The 21061-nt window shown below is 73.0% G+C and carries 23 protein-coding genes; 15 read left to right on the forward strand and 8 right to left on the reverse strand.

Annotation, left to right across the window (positions count from 1 at the left end; genetic code table 11):
* Nucleotides 1-69: 69 nt before the first annotated feature.
* Nucleotides 70-537, reverse strand: a complete 468-nt coding sequence (locus ISU07_RS15080; RefSeq protein ID WP_194707643.1) for a hypothetical protein — start codon at nt 535-537, stop codon at nt 70-72.
* Between the two features lie 65 nt (nt 538-602).
* Here ISU07_RS15080 and ISU07_RS15085 point away from each other — a divergent pair, with 65 nt between their 5' ends.
* Both ISU07_RS15085 and ISU07_RS15090 read left to right on the forward strand, forming a co-directional pair.
* On the forward strand, nt 603-1304 hold the full coding sequence (locus tag ISU07_RS15085; RefSeq protein WP_194707644.1) for a response regulator transcription factor: 702 nt from the start codon (nt 603-605) through the stop codon (nt 1302-1304).
* Between the two features lie 20 nt (nt 1305-1324).
* Nucleotides 1325-2581 (forward strand): HAMP domain-containing sensor histidine kinase, encoded by a 1257-nt coding sequence (locus ISU07_RS15090; protein ID WP_194707645.1) that lies wholly within the window; start codon nt 1325-1327, stop codon nt 2579-2581.
* A gap of 16 nt (nt 2582-2597) precedes the next feature.
* Here ISU07_RS15090 and ISU07_RS15095 read toward each other — a convergent pair whose 3' ends face one another.
* The gene (locus tag ISU07_RS15095) at nt 2598-2999 is read right to left on the reverse strand and encodes a hypothetical protein (RefSeq protein ID WP_194707646.1); all 402 of its coding nucleotides are present in this window, start codon (nt 2997-2999) and stop codon (nt 2598-2600) included.
* A 130-nt stretch (nt 3000-3129) separates the two neighbouring features.
* Here ISU07_RS15095 and ISU07_RS15100 point away from each other — a divergent pair, with 130 nt between their 5' ends.
* The 7 genes from ISU07_RS15100 (at nt 3130) to ISU07_RS15130 (ending at nt 8457) form a co-directional block, all read left to right on the forward strand.
* The gene (locus ISU07_RS15100) at nt 3130-3537 is read left to right on the forward strand and encodes a hypothetical protein (RefSeq protein ID WP_194707647.1); all 408 of its coding nucleotides are present in this window, start codon (nt 3130-3132) and stop codon (nt 3535-3537) included.
* Nucleotides 3534-4451 (forward strand): FAD:protein FMN transferase, encoded by a 918-nt coding sequence (locus ISU07_RS15105; protein ID WP_194707648.1) that lies wholly within the window; start codon nt 3534-3536, stop codon nt 4449-4451. The genes ISU07_RS15100 and ISU07_RS15105 overlap by 4 nt, the downstream gene beginning before the upstream one ends.
* Entirely contained in the window at nt 4448-4993 is a 546-nt protein-coding gene (locus tag ISU07_RS15110; protein WP_194707649.1) for a ferric reductase-like transmembrane domain-containing protein, read from the forward strand. Before ISU07_RS15105 ends, ISU07_RS15110 begins: the two co-directional genes overlap by 4 nt.
* The gene (locus tag ISU07_RS15115; protein WP_194707650.1) at nt 4993-6216 is read left to right on the forward strand and encodes an NADH-ubiquinone oxidoreductase-F iron-sulfur binding region domain-containing protein; all 1224 of its coding nucleotides are present in this window, start codon (nt 4993-4995) and stop codon (nt 6214-6216) included. Before ISU07_RS15110 ends, ISU07_RS15115 begins: the two co-directional genes overlap by 1 nt.
* Entirely contained in the window at nt 6213-6437 is a 225-nt protein-coding gene (locus tag ISU07_RS15120; protein ID WP_194707651.1) for a ferredoxin, read from the forward strand. The genes ISU07_RS15115 and ISU07_RS15120 overlap by 4 nt, the downstream gene beginning before the upstream one ends.
* A gap of 95 nt (nt 6438-6532) precedes the next feature.
* A complete protein-coding gene (locus ISU07_RS15125; protein WP_194707652.1) occupies nt 6533-7129 on the forward strand; it encodes a VOC family protein in 597 nt (198 codons plus the stop codon).
* A 56-nt stretch (nt 7130-7185) separates the two neighbouring features.
* Nucleotides 7186-8457 carry an MFS transporter gene (locus ISU07_RS15130; RefSeq protein ID WP_194707653.1) on the forward strand — a complete coding sequence of 424 codons (1272 nt, stop codon included), beginning with the start codon at nt 7186-7188 and terminating at the stop codon, nt 8455-8457.
* Nucleotides 8458-8460: 3 nt separating this feature from the next.
* On the opposite strand, the gene ISU07_RS15135 is transcribed toward ISU07_RS15130, so the two are convergent.
* The 5 genes from ISU07_RS15135 to ISU07_RS15155 all read right to left on the reverse strand — a co-directional run bounded on the left by ISU07_RS15135 (nt 8461) and on the right by ISU07_RS15155 (nt 13737).
* Entirely contained in the window at nt 8461-9237 is a 777-nt protein-coding gene (locus ISU07_RS15135) for an ABC transporter permease subunit (protein ID WP_194707654.1), read from the reverse strand.
* Complete coding sequence (locus ISU07_RS15140) at nt 9234-10145, reverse strand: ABC transporter ATP-binding protein (protein WP_194707655.1); 912 nt, start codon at nt 10143-10145, stop codon at nt 9234-9236. Before ISU07_RS15140 ends, ISU07_RS15135 begins: the two co-directional genes overlap by 4 nt.
* Entirely contained in the window at nt 10142-10378 is a 237-nt protein-coding gene (locus tag ISU07_RS15145) for a hypothetical protein (protein WP_194707656.1), read from the reverse strand. The genes ISU07_RS15140 and ISU07_RS15145 overlap by 4 nt, the downstream gene beginning before the upstream one ends.
* A 66-nt stretch (nt 10379-10444) precedes the next feature.
* Nucleotides 10445-13144, reverse strand: a complete 2700-nt coding sequence (locus ISU07_RS15150) for a LuxR C-terminal-related transcriptional regulator (RefSeq protein WP_194707657.1) — start codon at nt 13142-13144, stop codon at nt 10445-10447.
* Nucleotides 13141-13737, reverse strand: a complete 597-nt coding sequence (locus ISU07_RS15155; RefSeq protein ID WP_194707658.1) for a helix-turn-helix domain-containing protein — start codon at nt 13735-13737, stop codon at nt 13141-13143. The genes ISU07_RS15150 and ISU07_RS15155 overlap by 4 nt, the downstream gene beginning before the upstream one ends.
* Before the next feature lie 58 nt (nt 13738-13795).
* Between ISU07_RS15155 and ISU07_RS15160 the strand changes: the two genes are divergently transcribed.
* From ISU07_RS15160 to ISU07_RS15175, 4 genes are all read left to right on the forward strand, one after another.
* The gene (locus ISU07_RS15160; RefSeq protein WP_323742634.1) at nt 13796-14752 is read left to right on the forward strand and encodes an NAD(P)/FAD-dependent oxidoreductase; all 957 of its coding nucleotides are present in this window, start codon (nt 13796-13798) and stop codon (nt 14750-14752) included.
* 47 nt (nt 14753-14799) lie between these two features.
* Entirely contained in the window at nt 14800-15021 is a 222-nt protein-coding gene (locus ISU07_RS15165; protein WP_194707659.1) for a hypothetical protein, read from the forward strand.
* Between the two features lie 115 nt (nt 15022-15136).
* Nucleotides 15137-17305, forward strand: coding sequence for an MMPL family transporter (locus tag ISU07_RS15170; RefSeq protein WP_194707660.1), 2169 nt, complete (start codon nt 15137-15139; stop codon nt 17303-17305).
* A 100-nt stretch (nt 17306-17405) separates the two neighbouring features.
* The gene (locus ISU07_RS15175) at nt 17406-18479 is read left to right on the forward strand and encodes a serine hydrolase domain-containing protein (protein ID WP_194707661.1); all 1074 of its coding nucleotides are present in this window, start codon (nt 17406-17408) and stop codon (nt 18477-18479) included.
* 9 nt (nt 18480-18488) lie between these two features.
* Here the strand turns inward: ISU07_RS15175 and ISU07_RS15180 are convergent, their stop codons facing one another.
* Nucleotides 18489-18653 (reverse strand): hypothetical protein, encoded by a 165-nt coding sequence (locus ISU07_RS15180; protein ID WP_194707662.1) that lies wholly within the window; start codon nt 18651-18653, stop codon nt 18489-18491.
* A gap of 207 nt (nt 18654-18860) precedes the next feature.
* Here ISU07_RS15180 and ISU07_RS15185 point away from each other — a divergent pair, with 207 nt between their 5' ends.
* Together ISU07_RS15185 and ISU07_RS15190 are read left to right on the forward strand one after the other, a co-directional pair.
* Nucleotides 18861-19682: an alpha/beta fold hydrolase gene (locus ISU07_RS15185; protein ID WP_228521972.1), complete on the forward strand. Its 822-nt coding sequence runs from the start codon at nt 18861-18863 to the stop codon at nt 19680-19682.
* A 175-nt stretch (nt 19683-19857) separates the two neighbouring features.
* Nucleotides 19858-21054 (forward strand): acetate/propionate family kinase, encoded by a 1197-nt coding sequence (locus tag ISU07_RS15190; protein WP_194707664.1) that lies wholly within the window; start codon nt 19858-19860, stop codon nt 21052-21054.
* Nucleotides 21055-21061 lie beyond the last annotated feature (7 nt).

Raw genomic sequence — 21061 nt, forward strand, 5'->3', positions numbered from 1 at the left:
CCGGGAACGGTGGCGGGCCGGCCTGTGGACCCAGATCCCGCCTCGACGGTGGAGGACCTGCGAGAGCGCTCAGTCGAACTCCGGACCGGAGCTCTCGGTGTCCTGCTGGTCCGGAGTCGTGCCGATCAGGGAGAACTGAGGGCGGCCGTTGCTGCACCGGCCCGTGACAGTCGTCGCCGAGCCGCGTTCGTCGGCGCGGAACGTCACGACCAGCCGCTTCGGTCCCCGCTCGACGACCTCGACGACCCCCTCCTCGGGTTGCGCGCCGACCAAGGCGATGCGCGGGCCGGTGCAGGTCGCCGTGACGACTCCTGCCTCGCCCTGCCACGAGCCCTGGCGGATCTCGTGGGTCGTGCCCGTCGGTGACGGCTGCGCGGTCGGCGTCCCTCCGGCCCCGGTCGGGCTCGGGAGGAGATCGGAGGCGCCCGCGAGTCCGGTGCCGACCCTGGAGACCACCAACCACACCAGCAGACCACCGGCTGACACCACGCACACCCAGGTGAGCGTGGCGACCGCGCGGCTCTTCCACGTGCTCATCGGCCCTCCATGTGAGGACCAATGACCGTGGCACACGCCTGGACCCTGATCCCTAGGCTGGGGAGGTGACCAGTGTGCTGGTCGTGGAGGACGACGCGGCCATTCGTTCGGCCCTCCAGCGTGGGCTGTCCGAACGGGGGCTGGCCGTCGCCTGCACCACGACCGGGCTGGGCGCACTCGAGGCGGTGGTCCGAGACGCACCGGAGCTGGTCCTGCTGGACCTCGGCCTGCCGGACATCGACGGGGTCGTGCTCATCTCGATGATCCGCGCCACCAGCGGGGTCCCGATCATCGTCATCACCGCCAACGACGACGGCCGCACGCTGGTGCGTGCTCTCGACGCGGGCGCGGACGACTACGTGGTCAAGCCGTTCGGGACCGACCAGGTGGCGGCCCGGATGCGGGCCGTCCTGCGGCGGAGCGGACGAGAAGGCGAGGCCCCGGAGCCGCTGCGGGTCGGCCAGCTGGTGATCGACGAGCGCACCCGCCTGGTGACGCTGAGGGGTGAGCCGTTGCCCCTGAGTCGCAAGGAGTTCGAGATCCTGTTGACGCTCGCCGCTCGCGCCGGCGAGGTCGTGACCCGGCGTGAGCTGCTCGCCTCGGTCTGGCGCGATGCCTACGGCAGCTCGGAGCGCACGCTCGACGTCCACGTCTCCTGGTTGCGCCGCAAGCTCGGCGAGACCGCGGCGGAGCCGCGGTACCTGGTGAGCGTGCGTGGCGTGGGCCTCCGCCTGGTCGACCCGTCCGCCGAGTCCGCGACACGCTGATGCGCCGGCGGATCTCACGAGTGGTCCTCGCGACCACGTCTGCCGTCGTCGTGGCGTTCGTCATCCCCTTGTGCCTGCTGGTCAGGACGATGGCGCAGGACCGGGCCATGGCCGCAGCCGACCAGGAGGCGCGCAACGTCGCCATCCTCGTGGCGAGCCTGCCCGACGGTGAGCAGCTGGCGGAGCTCGTCTCGGCGCTCGATGCCCGGGCGGCCCCGAGCACAGGCGTGCTGACCGCCGGCGGACGGCAGCTGGGTGCCGGAGGCCTCTCGGCCGACGACCCCGAGGTGAGACGTGCCCTGGCCGGCGAGGCATTCCGCGTGGTGGACGGCTCCGGCGGCCGCACGCTGCTCCCGGTCGTCGGAGCAGACGGCACGGCGGTCGTCCGCACGTCCGTGACACCGGAGCAGATGCGCCAAGGGGTCGTGGCCGCATGGACCGGCATCCTCGGCCTGGGCCTGGTCCTCCTGCTGGGGACCCTGGTCGTCTCGGCGCGGCTCGGCCGGCGGGTCAGTGACCCGCTGCGTGCCGTCGCCCAGACGGCACACCGGCTGCGCGCTGGTGACCTCGCCGCCCGGGCGACGGTCGCCGGCACGGAGGAGACGGTCGAGCTGGCCGCGGCGCTCAACGGCCTGGCCGAACGCACCACCGAGCTGCTGATGTCGGAGCGGGCCGCGGTCGCAGATCTGTCCCACCGGCTGCGCACACCGGTGACGGCCCTGCGGCTGGACGCCGAGGCGGTCGAGAATCCCGCGCTGGCCCAGCGGATGGCCGAGCACGTCCGTACTCTCCAACGCAGCATCGACGCCATCGTGACCGAGGCGCGGCGCCCGGTGCGCGACGTGCTGGCCGCCCGCTGCGACGGCGTGGGCGTGCTGCGGGACCGCACCAGCTTCTGGAGGGCGTTGGCCGAGGAACAGGACCGGCCGTTCACGGTGCGCCTGCCCGACCACCCGGTGGACGTGGCCCTGGCGGGAGAAGACCTCAGCGACCTCGTGGACGTGCTCATCGACAACGTCTTCGCCCACACCCCCGTCGCCACCGCCGTGCGGCTCACCGCAGAGCCGGTCGGCGGGCGGCTCCGGGTCGAGGTCGCCGACGCGGGACCCGGCTTCCCCGCGGGGGGACCAGCCGCCGACGGGCGCCGCCTGGGGACGAGCGGTCTCGGTCTGGAGATCGTCCGCCGCACGGCGCTCGGCTGCGGCGGCACCTTCGCCACGGGCGAGGCTCCCGAGGGAGGCGCCCTGGTCGTCGTCGAGGTGCCAGTGCGGTCGTGACCGACGCGTCCGCACCTCAGTCGTCACCCCGGCCCTCGCGTCCCTCGCCGTCCTCGTGCTCGGACCGGCCCTCTTCGCCGTACCGCGGCGAGGCGGCGGGTCGTGGGGCCGTCCGGGGGGCCGTGACCGGGACGGGCGACACGGGCCGGGTCACGGTGCGGACGACCTCCGTGACGCACACGCCGGCCTCCAGTCGGCTCCCCGCTCGGCAGGGTGCCCACCGGACCTGGACGCGACGACCGTCGGTCTCGGGGTTCCGTCTCGCGCTGCCCGAGGCGGTCGCGACCGGGGCGGTCACCCCGGCGGAGGTGCTGGCCGGGTGAGCGGCCCGGTCGAAGGCGAACGCCGCGCCGAGGCCACCGAGGAGCATGGCGACGGCGACGACGAGGGACAAGAAGGGGCTGGAGGCCTGGTTCATGGCGACACCGTGGAGCACCCTGCCCTAGGAAAGGGTGCCGATCAGGTCAAGTTCTCCTCAAGACAGACCTTGAGCAGAACTTGACCGGGCTCTAGGGCGCCCTTGGCCGAGAGCGCGTCACCCTCGGGGCATGGATGCTCTCCCCACACGAGACGACCCACGGGGCCGTCGCCGCAACCGCTACCAGCACGCCGTGGCCGCGCTCACCGGCCTGGCGACCGCCGGAAGTCTCACCGCCACCGGTTGGATCGCCGGCCAGGCCGCACACACGTGGCAGACCGCCCACCAGACCACGACCGGACCCGGCGGCAGCAGCAGCACGGGCAACCGGCACCCGTCGACGCCTGCCTCGGCCACGCGCGGCGACGACCGCGAGGGCGAGCGGCCCCGCATCGTCCTGCGCGAGCGCCCGACCCGGACCCGGACCAGCACCCGGTACGTCGCCCCGGCAGCACCCGTCGGCGGCGGCGGCACGGTGAGCTCGACCCCCACGCACGTCACCCAGGGCGCGCCACCGGCTCCCTCGAGCGGGTCATGAGCCGGACCCATGCGGGATTCGTCGCCCTCGGCACCGACGTCTACCTCGCGGTCCGGGACAACAAGGAGCTCGGGCACGCCATCGCCCTGGCGCGGACCGTCCTGCAGGACGTGGACGCCGTCGCCAGCCGGTTCCGGGCGGACTCCGACCTCACGGCGGTCAACGCGGCGCCCGGTCGCTGGGTGACCGTCGACCCCCTGCTGGTCGGGGCCGTGGACGCAGCCGTGGCCGCCGCCGAAGCCTCCGGGGGCATGGTCTCCCCACTGCTGGGGCGCCCGCTCGTCGCGCTGGGGTACGACCGTGACTTCGCCCTCCTGGCGGAGCGGCGGACCTGGCCCGAGCCTGTCACCGCACCCCCGCCGCTGGACGCGTGGCGTGAGATCCGGACCGACGCCGCCGGCCGGGTCCGCATCCCGGCCGGCACCGCCCTGGACCTCGGCTCGATCGGCAAGGCATGGGCGGCCGACCTGGTCGCGGCGGCGTACGAGCAGGAGCTCCGGTCCGGCGCCATCGTCAGCGTCGGCGGCGACCTGCGCATCGCCCACCCGGACGACCGCACCTGGGCGGTGGCCCTCTCCGAGGGTCCCGGGGGCAGGGTCACGTGCGTGGTCCACCTGGACCGGGGCGGGTTGGCCACCTCGAGCACCCGCGTCCGCCGCTGGGGTCGCCCCGGGGCGCGCCTGCACCACGTGCTGGACCCGCGCACCGGTCTGCCCGCTCCCGAGACCTGGCACAGCGTCAGCGCCACCGGAGACACGTGCGCAGCCGCCAACACCGCGACGACCGCCGCCGTCGTGCTGGGCGCTGACGCCCCCGCGTGGCTCGACGCCCACGCCGTGACGGCCCGGCTGGTGTCGGCGGACGGCGCGGTCCGTCGTACCGGAGGTTGGCCGCTCGAGGGGCGAGCGGCGTGAGCCCCTGGGTGTGGTGGGTCGACCGCGGGGCCGGGATCGTGCTCCTGGCCCTGCTCACGTCCGCGGTGGTCACGGGGCTGTGGTCGGCCGCCCCCCGCCGGAGGGGCATGCCGCGCTTCGCGACGCTCGCCCTGCACCGCAACCTGGCGCTCCTGGCGGTCACCCTGCTCGCCGTGCACGTCGGGACAGCGGTGGTCGACACCTTCGTCGAGATCCGCTGGTGGCAGGTCGTCGTGCCGGCCACGTCCGGGTTCAGGCCCCTGTGGGTCGGTTTCGGCACGGTGGCCGTCGACCTGCTGCTGGCCGTCGTCGCCACCTCCCTCGTGCGGCATCGCCTCGGCCTACGGGCGTGGCGGGCCGTGCACCTGGCGGTCTGGCCGGCCTGGGGCCTCGGTGTCGGTCATGCGCTGGCCCTCGGCACCGACCTGCACGACGGACGACCGTGGGCCCTGCTGCCGGCCACCGCGTGCCTGCTGGCCGTGGCGATGGCCGGCACGGCCCGGCTGGCGAACCTCGGTCGGGTGCAGGAGGCTCCTCGATGATGGCCGACGGGCTGGTCATCGATCCCGGACCCGCGCTCCTCGCGGGTGTCCTCGACGGGCCGGGCCTCGCCGCGCACCGTCGTCGTGCGGGAGAGCTGCGTCGGGTGACGGGCGAGGACGTGGCGCGGGCGGCCGAGGCCGCCGGGCTCCGCGGGCGCGGGGGTGCCGCCTTCCCGTTCGCGCGCAAGCTGCGCACGGTGCTCGACCAGCCCGGCCGCCGCCCCGTCGTGGTGGTCAACCTCAGCGAGGGAGAGCCCCTCAGCGCGAAGGACCATGCCCTCGCACTGGTCGCGCCCCACCTCGTCCTCGACGGGGCGCTGTCCGTCGCCCGGGCCATCGGTGCCCGCCGGACCCACGTCGTGCTGCCGGGTGACCGACCGGCCGTGCGCCTCTCCGTCCTGGACGCCCTGGAGCAGCGCGACGACACCGGCTCGGTGCGGTGCCACGTGGCCTCGCCACGCTTCGTCGCCGGACAGGAGCAGGCCGTCCTCGAGCTGGTCTCGGGGCGGGAGAACCTCCCGGTCACGGCGTGGCGCCCGGCCGCCGTCTCGGGAGTCGGCGGCCGGCCGACGCTGCTGTCGAACGCCGAGACGTGGGCCCAGCTCGGCTTCCTCCTCCAGCACGGCCTGGACGCCTACCGTCGCTCGGGGACGGTCGACGAGCCCGGTACGACGCTCCTCACCGTCAGCGCACCGGGCCGGCCGCGACACGTCCGGGAGGCGGAGCACGGGAGAGCGATGGGCGACGTCGTCCCCGAGCTCGGTCACCCAGCCGGCGCCGACCTGGTGCTGCTCGGTGGCTTCCACGGCAGCTGGGTGCCACGCGACGAGCTGGCACGGACTCCTGTGTCCGTCGAGGGGCTCCGGTCCCGGGGCCACGCTCTCGGCGCCGGTGTCGTCCAGCTGCTGGGCGTGGAGGAGTGCCCGGTGCGCCGCACGACGGAGATCGTCCGCACCCTGGCCGGCGAGAGTGCCGGTCGGTGCGGTCCGTGCCGGCTGGGGCTCCCGGCGCTGTGGGCCGCGTTGGAGGATCTCGGCGCAGGTCGGTCCGACGCGGCCGAGGTGGAACGCCTCGCCACCCTCGTGACCGGCCGAGGGGCCTGCGCACACCCCGACGGCACCTCCCGTCTGGTGCGTTCGCTGCTCTCCGTCACGCCGGAGGAGGTGGCAGCCCACGCCCGGGGGGTGTGCACCCTGACCGACGCGATGTGTCCCGCACCATGACCGACCAGAGGCTGCGTGTGGACTGGCCGTCGTGCACCGCCAGGGGCGTCTGCCACGAGCTCCTGCCCGAGATGATCGACCTCGACGACTGGGGCTATCCGGTGACGAGCCGAGATCCCGTTCCTCCCGAGCTGGTCGGCTTCGCCCGCACGGCGGTGCGGCTGTGCCCCCAGCTCGCGCTCCGGCTGGTCGAGGTGTCCGGACCCGGTCCGAGGCGTTGAGTCGTACGACGGGACGTCCGCCGGCCCTGCTCCGGGCCTCGGCGGCGCCGTGCGGGCGAGGTCTCCGCGTCGTACGATGCGGCCGAGGAGGCCCGATGGACGATCCGATGCGCGACATCGTGGGCGACTACCGGGGGTTCGCAGCGCGACAGCGCGAGCGTTTGCTCGACCGCGGTATCGACATCGACCCGTACGCCCTGAGCCACCTCGCCGTCCGCGTGCCCGAATGGGACCAGTACGTGCACGTGCGGGGGTTGCTCGAACGTCATGCTGTCGCCAACAGCGAGAACGTCTGGAACGGTCGGCCGATCTCCTTGATCGTCCCCGCCCAGCCACTCGAGGTCCTCGACGGCAAGCGCGTCCCCCTCATCGAGCTCATCCCGCCGGTGCACCAGCGTGTCTACAAGATGGGCCTGGAGCACCTCGGCGTCGTGGTGGGAGACACGTTCGACGCGTTCGTGGAGACCCACAAGGCCGTCCTGACCGGTCAGCAGTTCCAGGGTCCGAACAGCAACCCCGACCCGGTGTACATCTTGTTCGAGGACTTCACCCACGTGAAGTTCTACCGACGGTCACTGCGGGACTCGGTCGAGATCGACAGCGGCCCCTTCGCCGACGGCTTCCACCACGTCGACGACTGGGTGCCCCAGCGGCTCGTCACCGCAACAGGGCCGAACCCCCTGCCGCGCTGAGCGACGGCCGCACGGGATCACGTCGAGCCGAGCCCGCAGCAGGCCGACCGGAAGGAATGAGACCGGCGAACGTCCACGAGTCCCTGGCGAGCTCCGACGCGGCTCGGTCGCGGCGCGTCGGATGGTCGTTCGTGGCGTCGTACGCCGCGGCGTACCTGGCCACGAGCCTGGTCTTCATCGCGCCGCTCCTGGTGACGCTGGCGCTCAAGGTCAACGCGCTGGTGGGGACCGACCGGGGCGCCGACAGCCTGTCCCTGGTCGCCAGTGTCGGTTCGTTCGTCGCCCTGGTGGCGAACCCGTTGTTCGGACGTCTCAGCGACCGGACGACGTCGCGGTACGGCCGACGTCGTCCGTGGCTGCTCATCGGCCTGGTGGGCGGGACCTCGGGCATCGTCGTGGTGGCCACGGCCGACGCGGTGTGGCAGGTGCTGCTCGGGTGGTGCGTGGCGCAGCTGTTCTTCAACGCCCTGCTGGCGGCGCTGGTGGCGGTGCTGCCGGACCAGGTGCCGCCCGAGCAACGCGGCACCGTCGCCGGTGTCCTCGGGGTCTGCCTGCCACTCGCGTCGGTCGGAGGGACCTACGTGGTCAACGTCTTCTCGGGCCACGAGCTGGCCATGTTCCTGGCCCCGTGCGTCATCGGCGGGTTCTTCATCGTGGTGTTCGCACTCGTCCTCGACGATCGGCGCCTGGAGCCCACCGACCGGCCGGCGTGGTCCCTGCGCCAGCTCGTCAGCACGTACTACGTCTCCCCGCACCGCTACCCGGACTTCGCGTGGGCGTTCGTGAGCCGGTTCCTGTTCGTGCTCGCCTACGCGTTCCTGGTCACCTACCAGGCGTTCTACCTGCTCGAGCACCTGGGCAGCACCACGGCCGAGGTCCCCCACCAGATCTTCCTCGGCACGCTCGTCCAGGCAGCCGTGGTGGTGACGGCGGCTCTGGTCGGCGGCCGTCTCTCGGACCTGACCGGCCGCCGCAAGCCGTTCGTGGTCGCGGCCTCGACCGTGTACGGGGTGGCCCTCGTCGTGGTCGCGGTGGCGGCCGGCTTCGACGGCTACCTCGTGGGGATGGCGATCGCGGGTCTGGGGTTCGGCCTCTACCAGGCCGTGGACCTCGCGCTCGTCGCGGACGTGCTGCCCGAGACCGGGGACGCCGCCAAGGACCTCGGCGTGCTGAACATCGCGGGGGCGCTGCCGTTCTCCCTCGCGCCGGCGCTGGCGCCCGCGATCCTGGCGGTCGGCGCGGGCAGCTACCGGGTCCTGTACGTCGTCGCCGGCCTGTGCGCGGTCCTGGGGGCGGCCGCGATCCTGCCCGTGCGCCGGGTCCGTTGAGCCCTACTTGACCTCGGCCCGTACGACGAGACGCAGGCCCACGGCCAGCGGGACGACCAGCCAGATCAGGCCGGTGACGCCGAGCTGCGCCCACTGCTGCGACGACAGCGGGCCTTCGAGCAGCGCGCCGGTCGCGAAGTCGAAGTCGACCCAGGGCTGCAGGTCGCGGAACCAGTCCTGCTGGGCCGCCAGGATGAGCGCGAGGGTGGGCAGCAGGAACTGGTAGACGAAGTACGCCACGAGCGCCCCCGGCGAGCTGCGGACCAGGACGCCGAGCATGAAGCCGACGAGCATGCCGAGCAGGTTGGCCAGCGTGATCGTCAGCAGGTTCGCGACGGAGAGGTCCCACACCGGGTCGACCCCGGCGATGGCGGTGCCCGCGACGTTCCCGAGCGCGCCGATGGCGAAGGCGACCGGGCTGGCGAGCAGGGCGATGACGACGGACGCGACCAGCTTGCCGGCGATGACCCGCCACCGGTGCGGGACCAGAGCGAAGGTGGTCAGGCCGCTGCGCTGGCTCCACTCGGCGGTCACCGACAAGATCGCGATGATCGGCAGGATCAGCGACATGGGCACGCCGATGGCCGACGTGAACGTGCGGTAGGTGAGGTCCTCGTGGTCGGCGAACAGGATGACCATGCCGGTGGTCACGAACGAGACGATGCCCATGCTCGCCACGGTCCAGAAGCCCGATCGGGTGTCGAGCATCTTGCGCAGCTCGGTCGAGGTGATCCGCTGCATCGGGATGGTCAGGGACGTCGGCTGCTGGACGATGGTCATGCGAGTGCTCCTTCGGGCTGGTTGTCGCGTTGGGTGTCGGCGGTGAGCTGCAGGAACATCTCCTCGAGCCCGGCACCGTCGGCGGCGCGCAGCTCGAGGACGGGGACGCCGGCCGCGAACGCCGTGTGTCCGACCTGGTCGGCGTCGGCCTGCACCATCAGGGCGTCGGTGCCGACGTGCGACATCGGGATGCCGGCGGCGTCGAGGGCCCGGGCGAGGACGTCGCGGTCGGTGGTGCGCACCATGGACCCGGCGGACGCGAGGAGGTCGGACTTGGCGCCCTGGGCGACGATCCGGCCGTTGCCGATGACGACGAGGTCGTCGGCGACGACCTCGACCTCGTGCAGGAGGTGCGAGGAGAGCAGGACGGTGCCTCCGTCGTCGGCGAAGTCACGCAGCAGCCCGCGCATCCACCGGATGCCGGCGGGGTCGAGGCCGTTGGCCGGTTCGTCGAGGATCAGCACCGACGGGTCGCCGATGAGCGCGGTCGCGAGGCCCAGCCGCTGCCGCATGCCGAGGGAGTAGTCGCGGACGCGGCGAGCCGACTCGTCCGGTGTCAGACCGACGCGGTCGAGCACCTCCTCGACCCTGGCCCTGGGCAGGCCCATGAAGCGCTGGGCGATGGTGAGGATCTCGCGGCCGGTGCGGCCGGCGTGCTGCGCGGAGGCGTCGAGCAGCACGCCGACCTCGCGGCCGGGGTTGGGGAGGTCGACGTACCGGCGGCCGGAGACGGTCGCGCTCCCTGTCGTGGGGTGGGTCAGGCCGACGACGATGCGCATGGTCGTCGACTTCCCCGCGCCGTTCGGGCCGAGGAAGCCGGTCACGCGACCGGGCTGCGCGGTGAAGGTGACGTGGTCGACGGCGGTGAAGTCGCCATAGGTCCTGCTGACGGATTCGAGGGTGATCATGAGGTCGGTCCTGTCGGAGTCGGGGTGTCGGTTCGAGTGACGGAGAGCAGGGGCAGACCGAGGTCGCGCACCTTCTGGATCAGGCCGTGCAGGGCCGCCTGGTCGGCGATCCGGCCGCGGATGAGCGTGGTGCCGTCATCGGTGGCGACGATCTCCATGCCGTCGAACCACGCGGCCCAGCGGTCGCCCAGGCGCCCCTGGATCCGGATCTCGTAGGTCACGGCGTCGCTCATGGCCCGGAAGCTACGAACCGACGTGGGGAGCGGGGATCACCACATGTGGTGAATCCGGTGGTGTTCCTACCGACGCAGCAGGCCGAGCTGCTCCCCCCGGCGTACGGCGGCACGCCGGCTGCCGACCCCGAGCTTGGCGTAGATGTTCTTGGTGTGCGTGCGGACCGTGTTGAGGGACACGACGAGGTGGCGCGCGATCTCGGGTCCGTTCAGCTCGCTGGCCAGGAGACGCAGGACGTCGAGCTCGCGGTCGCTGAGCGGGTCGACGAGGGCGCCCGGCAGCTGCGGCTCGGCGGGAGCGCGCCCCGGCGCCCGCCGCAGCCGGGCGACGTACGCCGGCGCGAGACCGCGCCTGGCGGCGACGCCCAGCAGGCTCTCCATCGCGGGCCCCTCGTCGGTGAAGATGCGCGCGTAGCCCTCCGGTTCGGCCAGCTCGAGGGCCCGGGCCAGCGCAGCCGTCGCGGCGTCCTGGTCACCGGTGCGCTGCCGCGCCAGGGCGAGGAGTGCGGCGATCTCCAGGACGCTGCCGCATCGGCCCCCGGTCTCGGCGGCGGCGAGCAGCCGTTCCAGCAAGCCGGCGGCCCGGTCGTCGCCCTGGGCGAGGAGGGCCCGCGCGAGGGTCACGTGCTCGAACTCGCGCAGGTAGCCGGGCTCGTCCTGCACGGACAGATCGCGCGCCTCGGCCCAGCCCAGCGCCAGGTCCGGCCGGCCCTGCCGGATCCAGACGCGCGCCCGGATCGCGCCGAGAGGTCGCGCATCGGGTGAGAAGTCGAGGTCGTAGACCTGCTCGGCCTCGTCCAGCAACGTCAGGGCGCCGTCCAGGTCACCGTCCGCCGTCAGGATCGCCGCCTCGGCGATGCGGCGGCGGTGCGGGTGCTTGGGGAGGCCGAGGTGGTCGCCGAGCGCCTGGGCGAGCCGCAGCTGTTCGCGGGCACCGTCGAGGTCGCCCCGCTCGTTCAGGATCTCCGACAGCCCGACGTGCATGTCCGGCGTGCCGCGGACCGTGGTGGCGGGTGGCCGCACCGTCAGGGCGAGCGCGTCGCGGTAGGTGCGCTCCGCGTCGGTGAGCCGGCCCTGGGCCAGCTGCAGGTCGGCGAGGGTGACGGCGCAACCCAGGATGTCGGCGACGTGGCCGACGAGCTCGAAGCGCCGGATCGTCTCGGCGTACGCCGCCTCCGCACCCGCCACGTCGCCGGTGCGCCAGCGGGCGAGTCCCATCAGGGCGGTGGCCGCTCCGTGGCCGAGGTCGTCGCCCGCTTGCAGCACCGCGATCGCGTCCTGCGCGTGCTGCATCGTCGCGGCGACGTCGCCGGCCATGAGGGCCAGCCCGGCGCGGTGGATCTTGACCCAGCCCGGGAGTCGGTGCCACTCGTCCTGGCTGGCGACGAGCAGGCCGTCGGGCAGCTCGCCGGAGGGTGTCGTGCCGGCCCGTTCCACCCAGTGCTCGGCGAGCCGGAGCCGCGGTTCCGCGCCGCGGGTCTCGCCGGTCGACATCAGTGCGCCGACGTAGCCGTTGGCGAGCACGGGCCGCCGCGCGTAGACCTCGTCGGGCAACGCCTCCATCCAGCGGCGCAGCTGCGCTTCCCGACGTTCCTTCGTCATGGCGGGCCGCACCGCCTCGACGAGGCCGGCGGCGCGCTCGGCGTCGCCGGCCGCCAGGGCGTGCTCGATGGCCGCCCCGATGTCGCCGTCCTGCTCGTGCCAGGCGCTCGCCCTGCGGTGCAGCTCCGGCGTTTCGCCGGGCAGCTCGTCGAGGAGCCGCGCCTGCAGCATGTCCGCGAAGAGATGGTGGTAGCGGTACCAGCGGCGCTGGTCGTCGAGCGGCACCAGGAACAGGTTGTCGCGGTCCAGGGTCGCCAGCATCGCCCGGCCGTCGGTGCGACCCGTGACGGCGTCGGCCAGGGGGCCGGATAGCCGCGGCAGCACCGACGTACGGAGGAGGAAGTCACGGACGGCCTCGGGCTGGCGGTGCACGACCTCCTCGACGAGGTAGTCCACGACGTGCCGGTCGTCGCCGGCGAACCCGTCGATGAACCCCGCCGTGTCCGCGCGATCCTGGAGCGAGAGCGCGGCCAGCTGGAGCGCGGCGGCCCACCCCTCGGTCCGGTCCTCCAGCGTGCTCACCTCCGGCGCCGACAGGGACAGGCCCATCGCGTCGAAGTAGGCCGAGGTCTCCTGCTCGGTGAACCTGAGGTCGGCGGCACGCACCTCGACGAGCTCGCCCCGGGCACGCAACCGCGGCAGGGACAAGGGCGGGTCCGAGCGCGTGGCGACGACCAGGCGCAGCTGGGGTGGCAGGTGGTCGACCAGGAAGGTCATCGCCTCGTGGATCGCAGGGTCGTGGATCACGTGGTAGTCGTCGAGGACCAGCACGACCTCCTCCTGGGACGCGGCGAGCTCGTTGAGCAGGCTGGTCAGCACCGAGGTGATCGGTGCGCCGCGGCTGTCCAGCAGGTCCTGCGCCTGGACACCGAGGCCCGGGACCGCCGTGCGGAGGGCCGCCAGCACGTAGGCCCAGTACGTCGCCGGGTCGCTGTCGCCGGCGTCGAGCGACAGCCACGCCACCGACGAGCCCGTGCCCCCTGACAGCAGCTGCGCCAGCAGGGTGGACTTGCCGAAGCCCGCAGGTGCGGAGACCAGGAGCAGCGCCGGACGGCCCACGTGGCCGGCGAGCCGCGGTCGGTCGACGAGCTCGCGGGTGACCCGGGGTGCGTACAGCTTGGTGCGCAGCAGCGGCCCGATGCTCGCAGTGGTGGGGTCGCTCATGGCTCGCCGTGCCCCTGTCGCGAGCGGGCGCGCACGTGCATGCGCTCTCCCGGGCGGCCGAAGATGCTGAGCACCTCGGCCGGTCCGTCGCCCGTGCTGCCGAACCAGTGCGGCAGCTGGGTGTCGAACTCGGCCGCCTCTCCGGCACCGAGCACCAGGTCCTGGTCACCCAGGACCAGCCGCATCCGTCCCGCGAGCACGTACAGCCACTCGTACCCGTCGTGCGCGCGTGGCCGCGGGGTCGACTGGGTCGCCGGGACGACGATCTTCCAGGCCTGGACGCCGTTGGGCTGCCGGGTGAGAGGGACGACCATCCGGCCGTTGACCCGGCGCGGCTTCAGCCGGATGCGGGGGTCGCCGACCTCGGGCGCGCCCACCAGGTCGTCGAGCGGCACGCGGTAGGCCTCCGCCAGCGGCAGCAACAGCTCCAGGCTGGGGCGCCGCTGCCCGTTCTCCAGCCGCGAGAGCGTGCTCTTCGAGATCCCGGTGCGCTCGGCCAGGTCGGTGAGGGTCACGCCCCGTTGCTTGCGGACGCTCCTCAGCCGCGGCCCCACCAGGTCCAGGGCGGCGACGACGGAGCCGGAGGCGGACATGCGGCCCATCGTCGGGCCGATTCCCAGGAACGGCAACCTTTGTTGTCCAGGAGCAGTGGTGCCTCGCATCCTGGCCGACATGAACGACTACGACGTCCTGGTCATCGGTGGTGGAGCCGCCGGCCTGTCAGCCGCCCTGGTCCTGGCCCGGGCACAGCGCCGCGTCGCGGTGGTGGATGCGGGCGAACCCCGCAACGCCCCCGCCCAGCACATGCAGGGCTTCCTGTCCCGCGACGGGCTTCCGCCCGCCGAGCTGCTGCGCCTGGGACGCGCCGAAGTGTCCGGCTACGGCGCCGACATCGTCGCCGGCCGCGTGACCGACGTACGCCGCGCCGGCGACGCCGCTCCCGGCTTCGAGGTCGCGCTGGCCGACGGCGACGTCCTCGGTGCGCGTCGCCTCCTGGTCGCCACCGGTCTGCGCGACGTGCTTCCCGACATCCCGGGCGTCCGCGAGCGCTGGGGCCGGGACCTGCTCCACTGCCCGTACTGCCACGGGCACGAGGTGCGCTCACGACCCCTGGGCGTCATCGGCGGCACGCCCGAGGCGGTCGCGCACGCCCACCTGGTCCGGCAGTGGTCCGACGACGTCGTCGTCTTCCCTCACACCGACACGCTCACCGCGGACGACCGCGAGCGCCTCCTGGCGCGGGCGGTCGGCGTCGTCGACGGGCCCGTCGGCAGGCTCGTGGTCCACGACGACGAGCTGAGCGGCGTCGAGATGGCAGACGGCCGTGTCGTCCCCCGGGCCGCCGTCTTCGTCCGCCCTCGCTTGGTGCCCGACAACGAGGTGCTCGTCGGACTCGGCTGCGCTCTGGACGAGAACGGCTGGGTCGTCGCGGACGCCACCGGCCGCACCAGCGTCGCCGGCGTCTGGGTGGCCGGCAACGTCGCGAACCCGCGTGCCCAGGTCATCACGGCGGCGGGTGAAGGGTCGGCCGCGGCCATCGCCCTCAACGCCGACCTCGTCGACGAGGACGTCGCGGCCGCCCTCGACGCGTTCCGTCGTACCCCCTGACCCCCACCACCCCCACCACCCCCACCAACCCTCGAGGAGAGAACCCCATGTCCGTCCCACCCCCGTCCAAGCACCAGCTCGCCCTGATGATCTGGCTGGCGGTCTTCCCCACGCTGGTCGTCCTGAACCTGACCCTCGGCCCCGTGATCGGCGACCTCCCGGTCGTGCCGCGCACGTTCGTGCTCGCCACGGTCGCGGTGCCGATCGTCATCTACGGCCTGATGCCGCACCTCCACCGGCTTCGCGTCCGGCTCCTCGCACCGCGCTGAGCTCACCCGGGGGTTTCACCACGTGTGGTGATCCCCGCTCACCACATCGGTGCCTAGCTTCGCGGTCCACCAGTCATCTACCTGGCCATCCACCAGCACCGCGAAAGGCACTCCCATGAACAGGTTCACCCGCAGTGTCGCCATGGCCAGCGCCCGGCACCCGTGGCGCACCATTGCCGGCTGGCTCGTCGTCACGGCGGCCGTCTTCGCCCTCGCCGGAGCCGTCGGAGGCGCGTTCACCGACGACTTCTCCTCCCCGGGCAGCCAGAGCGCCCGCGCCCTCGACCTCCTCAACCAGAACTTCCCGGAGGCCAACAAGGGCAAGGCACTCGTCGTCCTCGCCTCCGAGGACGACGAGGGCCTGGCAGCCCACCGGAGCGACGTCACCGCCGTCCTCGGCCAGGTCATGGCCGCCGATCACGTCGCGTCGGTCGCCGACCCCTTCGCGGCCGGGACCGTGTCCGCCGACGGCCGGATCGCCTACGCCGAGCTGACCCTCGACGTGCCCGAGCGTGCGATGGGCAAGCCGGCCTTCGCCGTGCTCTCCGAGGACGTCTCGAGCATCGACGCGCCGGGGGTCAGGGTCGAGCTAGGCGGCGACGCGGTGTTCCTCAACGCCGCCGCCGAACCCTCACCGGACGTCGCGATCGGTCTGCTGGTCGCGCTCCTCGTCCTGCTCGTGGTGTTCGGGACCGTCGTGGCGGCGGTCCTCCCGATCGCCCTGTCCCTGATCGCGGTCGGCGCCAGCATCGGCGGCATCACCCTGCTGACGGGCGCGATGAACGTCTCGGTCTCGGCCATCCCCGTGGCGGGGCTCGTCGGACTCGGCGTCGGCATCGACTACGCCCTGTTCGTGGTGGCCCGCTACCGCGAGAACCGGGCCTCCGGCCAGACCAACGAGCAAGCGCTGGCCGGTGCCATGGGGTCCTCGGGTGCGGCGGTCGTCTTCGCCGGCGGCACCGTCGTCGTCGCCACCGCCGCCCTGGCCATCACCGGACTCGGCATCCTGACCTCCATCGGCCTGGCCACTGCCCTGATGGTGCTCTTCGCCGTGGCCGCCGCGATCACCCTGCTGCCCGCGCTGCTCAGGTTGCTGGGCAACCGCATCGACAAGGGACGCATCGGCCGCCGCCACCGCACGGCCAAGGCGAGCCAGGACACCGTCTGGTGGCGCTTCGGCCACCGCGTCTCGGCCCGCCCGTGGCCGTACCTCCTCGGCGCCGTCGCCACCCTCGTCGTCGTCGCGGTCCCGGCGTTCTGGATGCAGACCGCCTTCCCGGCGGCCGGCGACGCACCGGCACACACCACGCACCGCCAGGCCTACGACCTGCTCACCGAAGGGTTCGGGGAAGGCGTCAACGCACCGCTTCTGGTCGTCGCCGACCTCAGCGAGCCCGGCGTCGACGGCGCGGACGTCGCCACCCTCGTCGCGGACATCGCCGCCGTCCCCGGCATCGTCTCGGTCAGCCCGGTCCAGACCTCGGCCGACGGCGACACGGTGGTCTTCACCGCCACCCCCACGACAGGGCCCGCCGACCTGACGACCTCGACGACCATCGACCACGTCCGGGACATCATCCCCGGCAACGTCTACCTCTCGGGGATCACCGCGGTCACCGACGACCTCAACGCCCAGCTGTCGAAGACCCTGCCCCTCTTCATCGGGACCGTCATCGGCATCTCGTTCCTGCTGCTGATGCTGGTCTTCCGCTCCGTCGCGGTGCCGCTCAAGGCCGCGGTGATGAACCTGCTGTCGATCGGCGGCGCGTACGGCGTCCTGGTCGCGGTCTTCCAGTGGGGATGGGGAGCGGAGCTCCTCGGCCTCGAGGGTCCGACCCCGATCACCTCGATCATCGTCGTGGTCATGTTCCCGATCCTGTTCGGGCTCTCCATGGACTACGAGGTCTTCCTGCTGTCGCGGATCCGCGAGGAGTACGTCCGGACCGGTGACAACGCCGAGTCCGTCGCGCGCGGCCTCGCCGGCACCGGACGCGTGGTCACCTCGGCCGCCCTCATCATGATCGCGGTGTTCGCGAGCTTCGTCGCCAGCCCGGTGCCGTCGCTGAAGATGCTCGGACTCGGCCTCGCTGTCGCCATCCTGCTCGACGCCACGGTGGTCCGCATGGTCCTGGTCCCCGCGACCATGGCCCTGCTCGGCAAGGCCAACTGGTGGCTCCCCGCCTGGCTCGACCGTCTCCTGCCTCGCCTGACCGTGGAAGCCGAGACTCCGCAGGCGGTCTCGTCATCGTCCCGGACGTACGACGAGCAGCTCGTCGGCCGCTGATCCCCACCTCTCCCGCTGACCCCACTCGCCGCGCCGAGTGGGGTCAGCGGACGCACCCGTCGCCCGTCCGGCTGTCGCGACGGCCCGTAGGGTGTGCCTCGTGCCGGACGCCGACCCCGCCGCCGTGCTGGACCGGCTGTTCGCATCCGGCGCGGAGCTCGGTGGAGCGGTCGCCGTGGTGCGGGACGGGGTCGCGGTGGTCGACCACGTCGTCGGCACCCGCGACGCGTCCTCCGCCTGGACCTCCGACACGCTGGTGATGACCTTCTCCGTCGCCAAGCCGTTCGCGGCGCTCGCCGTCCTCGACGCCGTCGCCGACGGGACCCTCGCCCTCGACCAGAGCGTCACCGACGTCTGGCCGGAGTACGGGCACGGCGGGAAGGGCGGCACCACCGTCCGGCACCTGCTGTCGCACCAGGCCGGACTGCCGGTGTTCCCCGAAGAAGCGCGAGAGGTCGCCTACGACGACCGCGAGACCTTGGTCGCGCTGCTCGCGGGCGCCACCCCGATCCACCCTCCGGGCAGCGGTGTGGCCGAGCACGCGCTCACCTACGGCCACCTGCTCGACGAGGTCCTGCGGCGGGCCACGGGCGAGCCGCTCGCGCGGCGCTTCTCCCGCATCGCGGCCGAGGCCGGCTGGGACCTGCACCTCCAGGTCGAGGACGCGGACCTCCCCCGCGTCGCCACGCTCGTCGACCCCGAGGGCACGTGGCGGGCCGGGTACGCCGCCGACCCTCGCTGGGGGCCGGCCCTGAGCCGTCCCCCGGGGCTGCTCGACCCGGACGAGCTGAGCTCCGACCGCTTCCGTCGTACGCCGTTCCCGGCGGTCGCGCTGCACGCCACCGCGCTCGCCCTCGCCTCGTTCTACGACCAGCTGCCGCAGGCCGACGGCTACGTCGCCACCCGCTTGGGGCACGACGTCTGGCAGGCGTACGTGCGGCCGGCCGTCACCGGCCACGACCTCGTGCTGGACCGCACGGTCACGTGGACCCTGGGCTTCCAGGTCGAGGAGGAGGCCGGGAGGACCGAGCTCGGGATGGGCGGCGCGGGCGGCTGCTCGGCCTGGACCGAGCCCGCGGCGCGTTACGGCGCGGCGTACGTCACCCGGCAGCTCGGCTCCCACGATCGCGGGACCGCGGTGTGGGAGGCCGTCCGGGCGCGCTTCCTCCCCTGACCGGCCGGCTCAGGACCGCGGTCGCGGGCCCGGACGGGCGTGAGCCGCCCCCAGGTCCAGCGCGATGGCGGCGATGAGGGTCGCCGTCCACACGTTGACCGGGTCGAGCCGGAGCGGCTCGTCCCCACCCACGTTGTTGGCGATCAACCACACGATGAACCAGATCACGGTCATGAGAGCTCCTCTCGTCATCTCCTCTCCCGACGATGCGACAACCCGCGCGAGCGCGTCAGAGCCGTTGGTCCCGCACGGCCGGGCCGTTCGTGCCCCGACGCCTCGGCGGCGGCCCTAAGCCCTGCCGGTCAGGGACTTTCGACCGGCGTGCGGGCGCCGACCGGCTGACAGCCTCGAGGTAGAAGGAGGCACGCGAGCATGGAACGGATGCACTGGCACCGGACCACCGTCCAGGGACGTCCGGCGAGCTTCGGCCTGGTCGCTGCGGCGGGCCCGGCCCAGGGCACGCTGGTCTTCCTGCACGGCTGGGCTCTCTCCGACCGGACGTACCGGCGCAGCCTGGAGCCCCTGGCTCGCAAGGGCTTCACCGTCCTGGCGCCGAGCCTGCCCGGGTTCGGCGGCTCCGCCGAGCTGCCCGCGGACGACCGGACGTTGGCGGCGTACGGTCGATGGGTCAGGGACTTCCTGGACGACCGTGGGATCGGCGAGCCGGTGACGCTGGTCGGGCACTCGTTCGGCGGAGCCGTCGCGATCAAGACGGCCCACGACCACCCCGGCCTGGTCTCCCGGCTCGTCCTCGTCAACGCCATCGGCGGCGCCACCTGGTCGCAGGACGGGACGCTCCGGATGTCGGACCGCCCCCTGGGCGACTGGGGCGTCCACCTCGGTGCGGAGCTGGTCTCCGTCCGCGGACTCACCCGGCTGCTCCCCGTCGTGGCCCACGACGCCCTCGTGCACGCCGTCCTCCGACCCGGGGTGCTGTGGCGGGTGGGGGCTCTCGCACGACAGGCCGACCTCGGGCCCGAGCTCGAGGAGCTCAAGCGCCGCCGACTGCCCATCGCCGTCCTGTGGGGACGTGAGGACAAGGTCGTGCCCTGGGCCTGCGCCGAGTCGCTCATCAAGGCCCTCGGGGACCCCGACGTCAGGACCGTGCCGGGTCACCACGGGTGGATCATCAGCGATCCCGACCGCTTCGCCGAGCTGCTGACCAACGTCCTCGACCTCTCGGAGAAGCCGCTCGCGAGCTGAAGCCACCCGTCCGGCGGGCAGAGGGTTGACGCCACGCAGTCGCCGGAGTTCGGTGGTTCCCGGCAGGGCCGGGTCGTGAACCCGCACCGCCGTCCGAGATGTCCGCCCGGGGAGCGACGATGCGCAACCACGTCAGCAGGGTCGTCCGGCTCCCCAGGCAGCCCCGGGTCGTCTGATGGGCCAGTACGTCCTGGTCGTCAACGCCGGCTCATCCTCCCTGAAGTACCGGTTGGTCGACCCCGTGAGCGGGGACACCCCGGGTGGCGGGCTCGTCGAGCAGATCGGTGAGCCGGCCGGCCGACTCAAGCACGTGATGGCCGACGGCGGTCGGCACACCGACGAGGGCGCGTTCCCGACGTTCGAGGGTGCGCTGCAGGCAGCTGCCCAGGCGTTCGACCAGCACGGGCCGTCGCTGCGGGACGTCGACCTGGTGGCCGTGGGCCACCGTGTCGTCCACGGCGGGGAGCGGTTCGCCCAGCCGACCCTGGTCGACGACGACGTCGTGGCCGCCATCGCCGAGCTCGTCCCGCTGGCGCCCCTGCACAACCCCGGGAACCTCAAGGGGATCGAGGTCTGTCGCCGGCTGTTCCCGGACGTGGCACACGTCGCCGTCTTCGACACCGCGTTCCACCAGACGATGCCACCGGTCGCCTTCACCTACGCCGTGCCGGCCGCGTGGCGCGACGAGCACATGATCCGCCGCTACGGGTTCCACGGCACGTCCCACGGTTTCGTGGCCGGCGCGGCGGCACGCCTGCTGGGACGCGACCCGCAGGACACCAACCTGGTGGTGCTGCACCTCGGCAACGGGGCGTCCGCCACCGCCGTACGACGCGGAGTGTCGGTCGACACCTCCATGGGACTCACACCACTGGAGGGGCTGGTGATGGGCACACGCTCGGGTGACGTCGACCCGGCCGTCCACGCCCACCTGCACCGACAGCTCGGCTGGCCGCTCGACGACATCGACCACGCCCTCAACCACGACTCGGGACTCAAGGGTCTGTGCGGGCACAACGACTCACGGAAGGTCGAGGAGCTGATGGCCCGGGGCGACGCCGCGGCAGCGCTGGCCTTCGACGTCTTCTGCTACCGCATCCGCAAGTACGTCGGCGCGTACTACGCCGTGCTCGGCGAGGTCGATGCCGTGGTGTTCACCGCCGGCATCGGCGAGCGCAGCCCCCTGACGCGGGCGGCGGCGTTGTCGGGCCTGGAGCGCCTGGGGATCGCGGTCGACGAGGCCCGCAACACCGGCCCCATCGACGGGCCGACCGTGATCTCACCCGACGACAGCGAGGTGGCGGTGCTGGTCGTGCCGACCGACGAGGAGTGGGAGATCGCCCGGCAGGCCCTGTCCCTCGTCGGGCCCTAGCCCCACC

Origin of the sequence: Nocardioides islandensis (genome assembly GCF_015352455.1) — a bacterium.
GTDB lineage: Bacteria > Actinomycetota > Actinomycetes > Propionibacteriales > Nocardioidaceae > Nocardioides > Nocardioides islandensis.

Coding starts and splice junctions, on each gene's coding strand:
- ISU07_RS15080 (WP_194707643.1), bottom strand. CDS start 537: ATGAGCACGTGGAAGAGCCGCGCGGTCGCCACGCTCACCTGGGTGTGC.
- ISU07_RS15095 (WP_194707646.1), bottom strand. CDS start 2,999: ATGAACCAGGCCTCCAGCCCCTTCTTGTCCCTCGTCGTCGCCGTCGCC.
- ISU07_RS15100 (WP_194707647.1), top strand. CDS start 3,130: ATGGATGCTCTCCCCACACGAGACGACCCACGGGGCCGTCGCCGCAAC.
- ISU07_RS15105 (WP_194707648.1), top strand. CDS start 3,534: ATGAGCCGGACCCATGCGGGATTCGTCGCCCTCGGCACCGACGTCTAC.
- ISU07_RS15115 (WP_194707650.1), top strand. CDS start 4,993: ATGGCCGACGGGCTGGTCATCGATCCCGGACCCGCGCTCCTCGCGGGT.
- ISU07_RS15120 (WP_194707651.1), top strand. CDS start 6,213: ATGACCGACCAGAGGCTGCGTGTGGACTGGCCGTCGTGCACCGCCAGG.
- ISU07_RS15125 (WP_194707652.1), top strand. CDS start 6,533: ATGGACGATCCGATGCGCGACATCGTGGGCGACTACCGGGGGTTCGCA.
- ISU07_RS15130 (WP_194707653.1), top strand. CDS start 7,186: ATGAGACCGGCGAACGTCCACGAGTCCCTGGCGAGCTCCGACGCGGCT.
- ISU07_RS15135 (WP_194707654.1), bottom strand. CDS start 9,237: ATGACCATCGTCCAGCAGCCGACGTCCCTGACCATCCCGATGCAGCGG.
- ISU07_RS15140 (WP_194707655.1), bottom strand. CDS start 10,145: ATGATCACCCTCGAATCCGTCAGCAGGACCTATGGCGACTTCACCGCC.
- ISU07_RS15145 (WP_194707656.1), bottom strand. CDS start 10,378: ATGAGCGACGCCGTGACCTACGAGATCCGGATCCAGGGGCGCCTGGGC.
- ISU07_RS15150 (WP_194707657.1), bottom strand. CDS start 13,144: ATGAGCGACCCCACCACTGCGAGCATCGGGCCGCTGCTGCGCACCAAG.
- ISU07_RS15155 (WP_194707658.1), bottom strand. CDS start 13,737: ATGTCCGCCTCCGGCTCCGTCGTCGCCGCCCTGGACCTGGTGGGGCCG.
- ISU07_RS15165 (WP_194707659.1), top strand. CDS start 14,800: ATGTCCGTCCCACCCCCGTCCAAGCACCAGCTCGCCCTGATGATCTGG.
- ISU07_RS15170 (WP_194707660.1), top strand. CDS start 15,137: ATGAACAGGTTCACCCGCAGTGTCGCCATGGCCAGCGCCCGGCACCCG.
- ISU07_RS15180 (WP_194707662.1), bottom strand. CDS start 18,653: ATGACCGTGATCTGGTTCATCGTGTGGTTGATCGCCAACAACGTGGGT.
- ISU07_RS15185 (WP_228521972.1), top strand. CDS start 18,861: ATGCACTGGCACCGGACCACCGTCCAGGGACGTCCGGCGAGCTTCGGC.
- ISU07_RS15190 (WP_194707664.1), top strand. CDS start 19,858: ATGGGCCAGTACGTCCTGGTCGTCAACGCCGGCTCATCCTCCCTGAAG.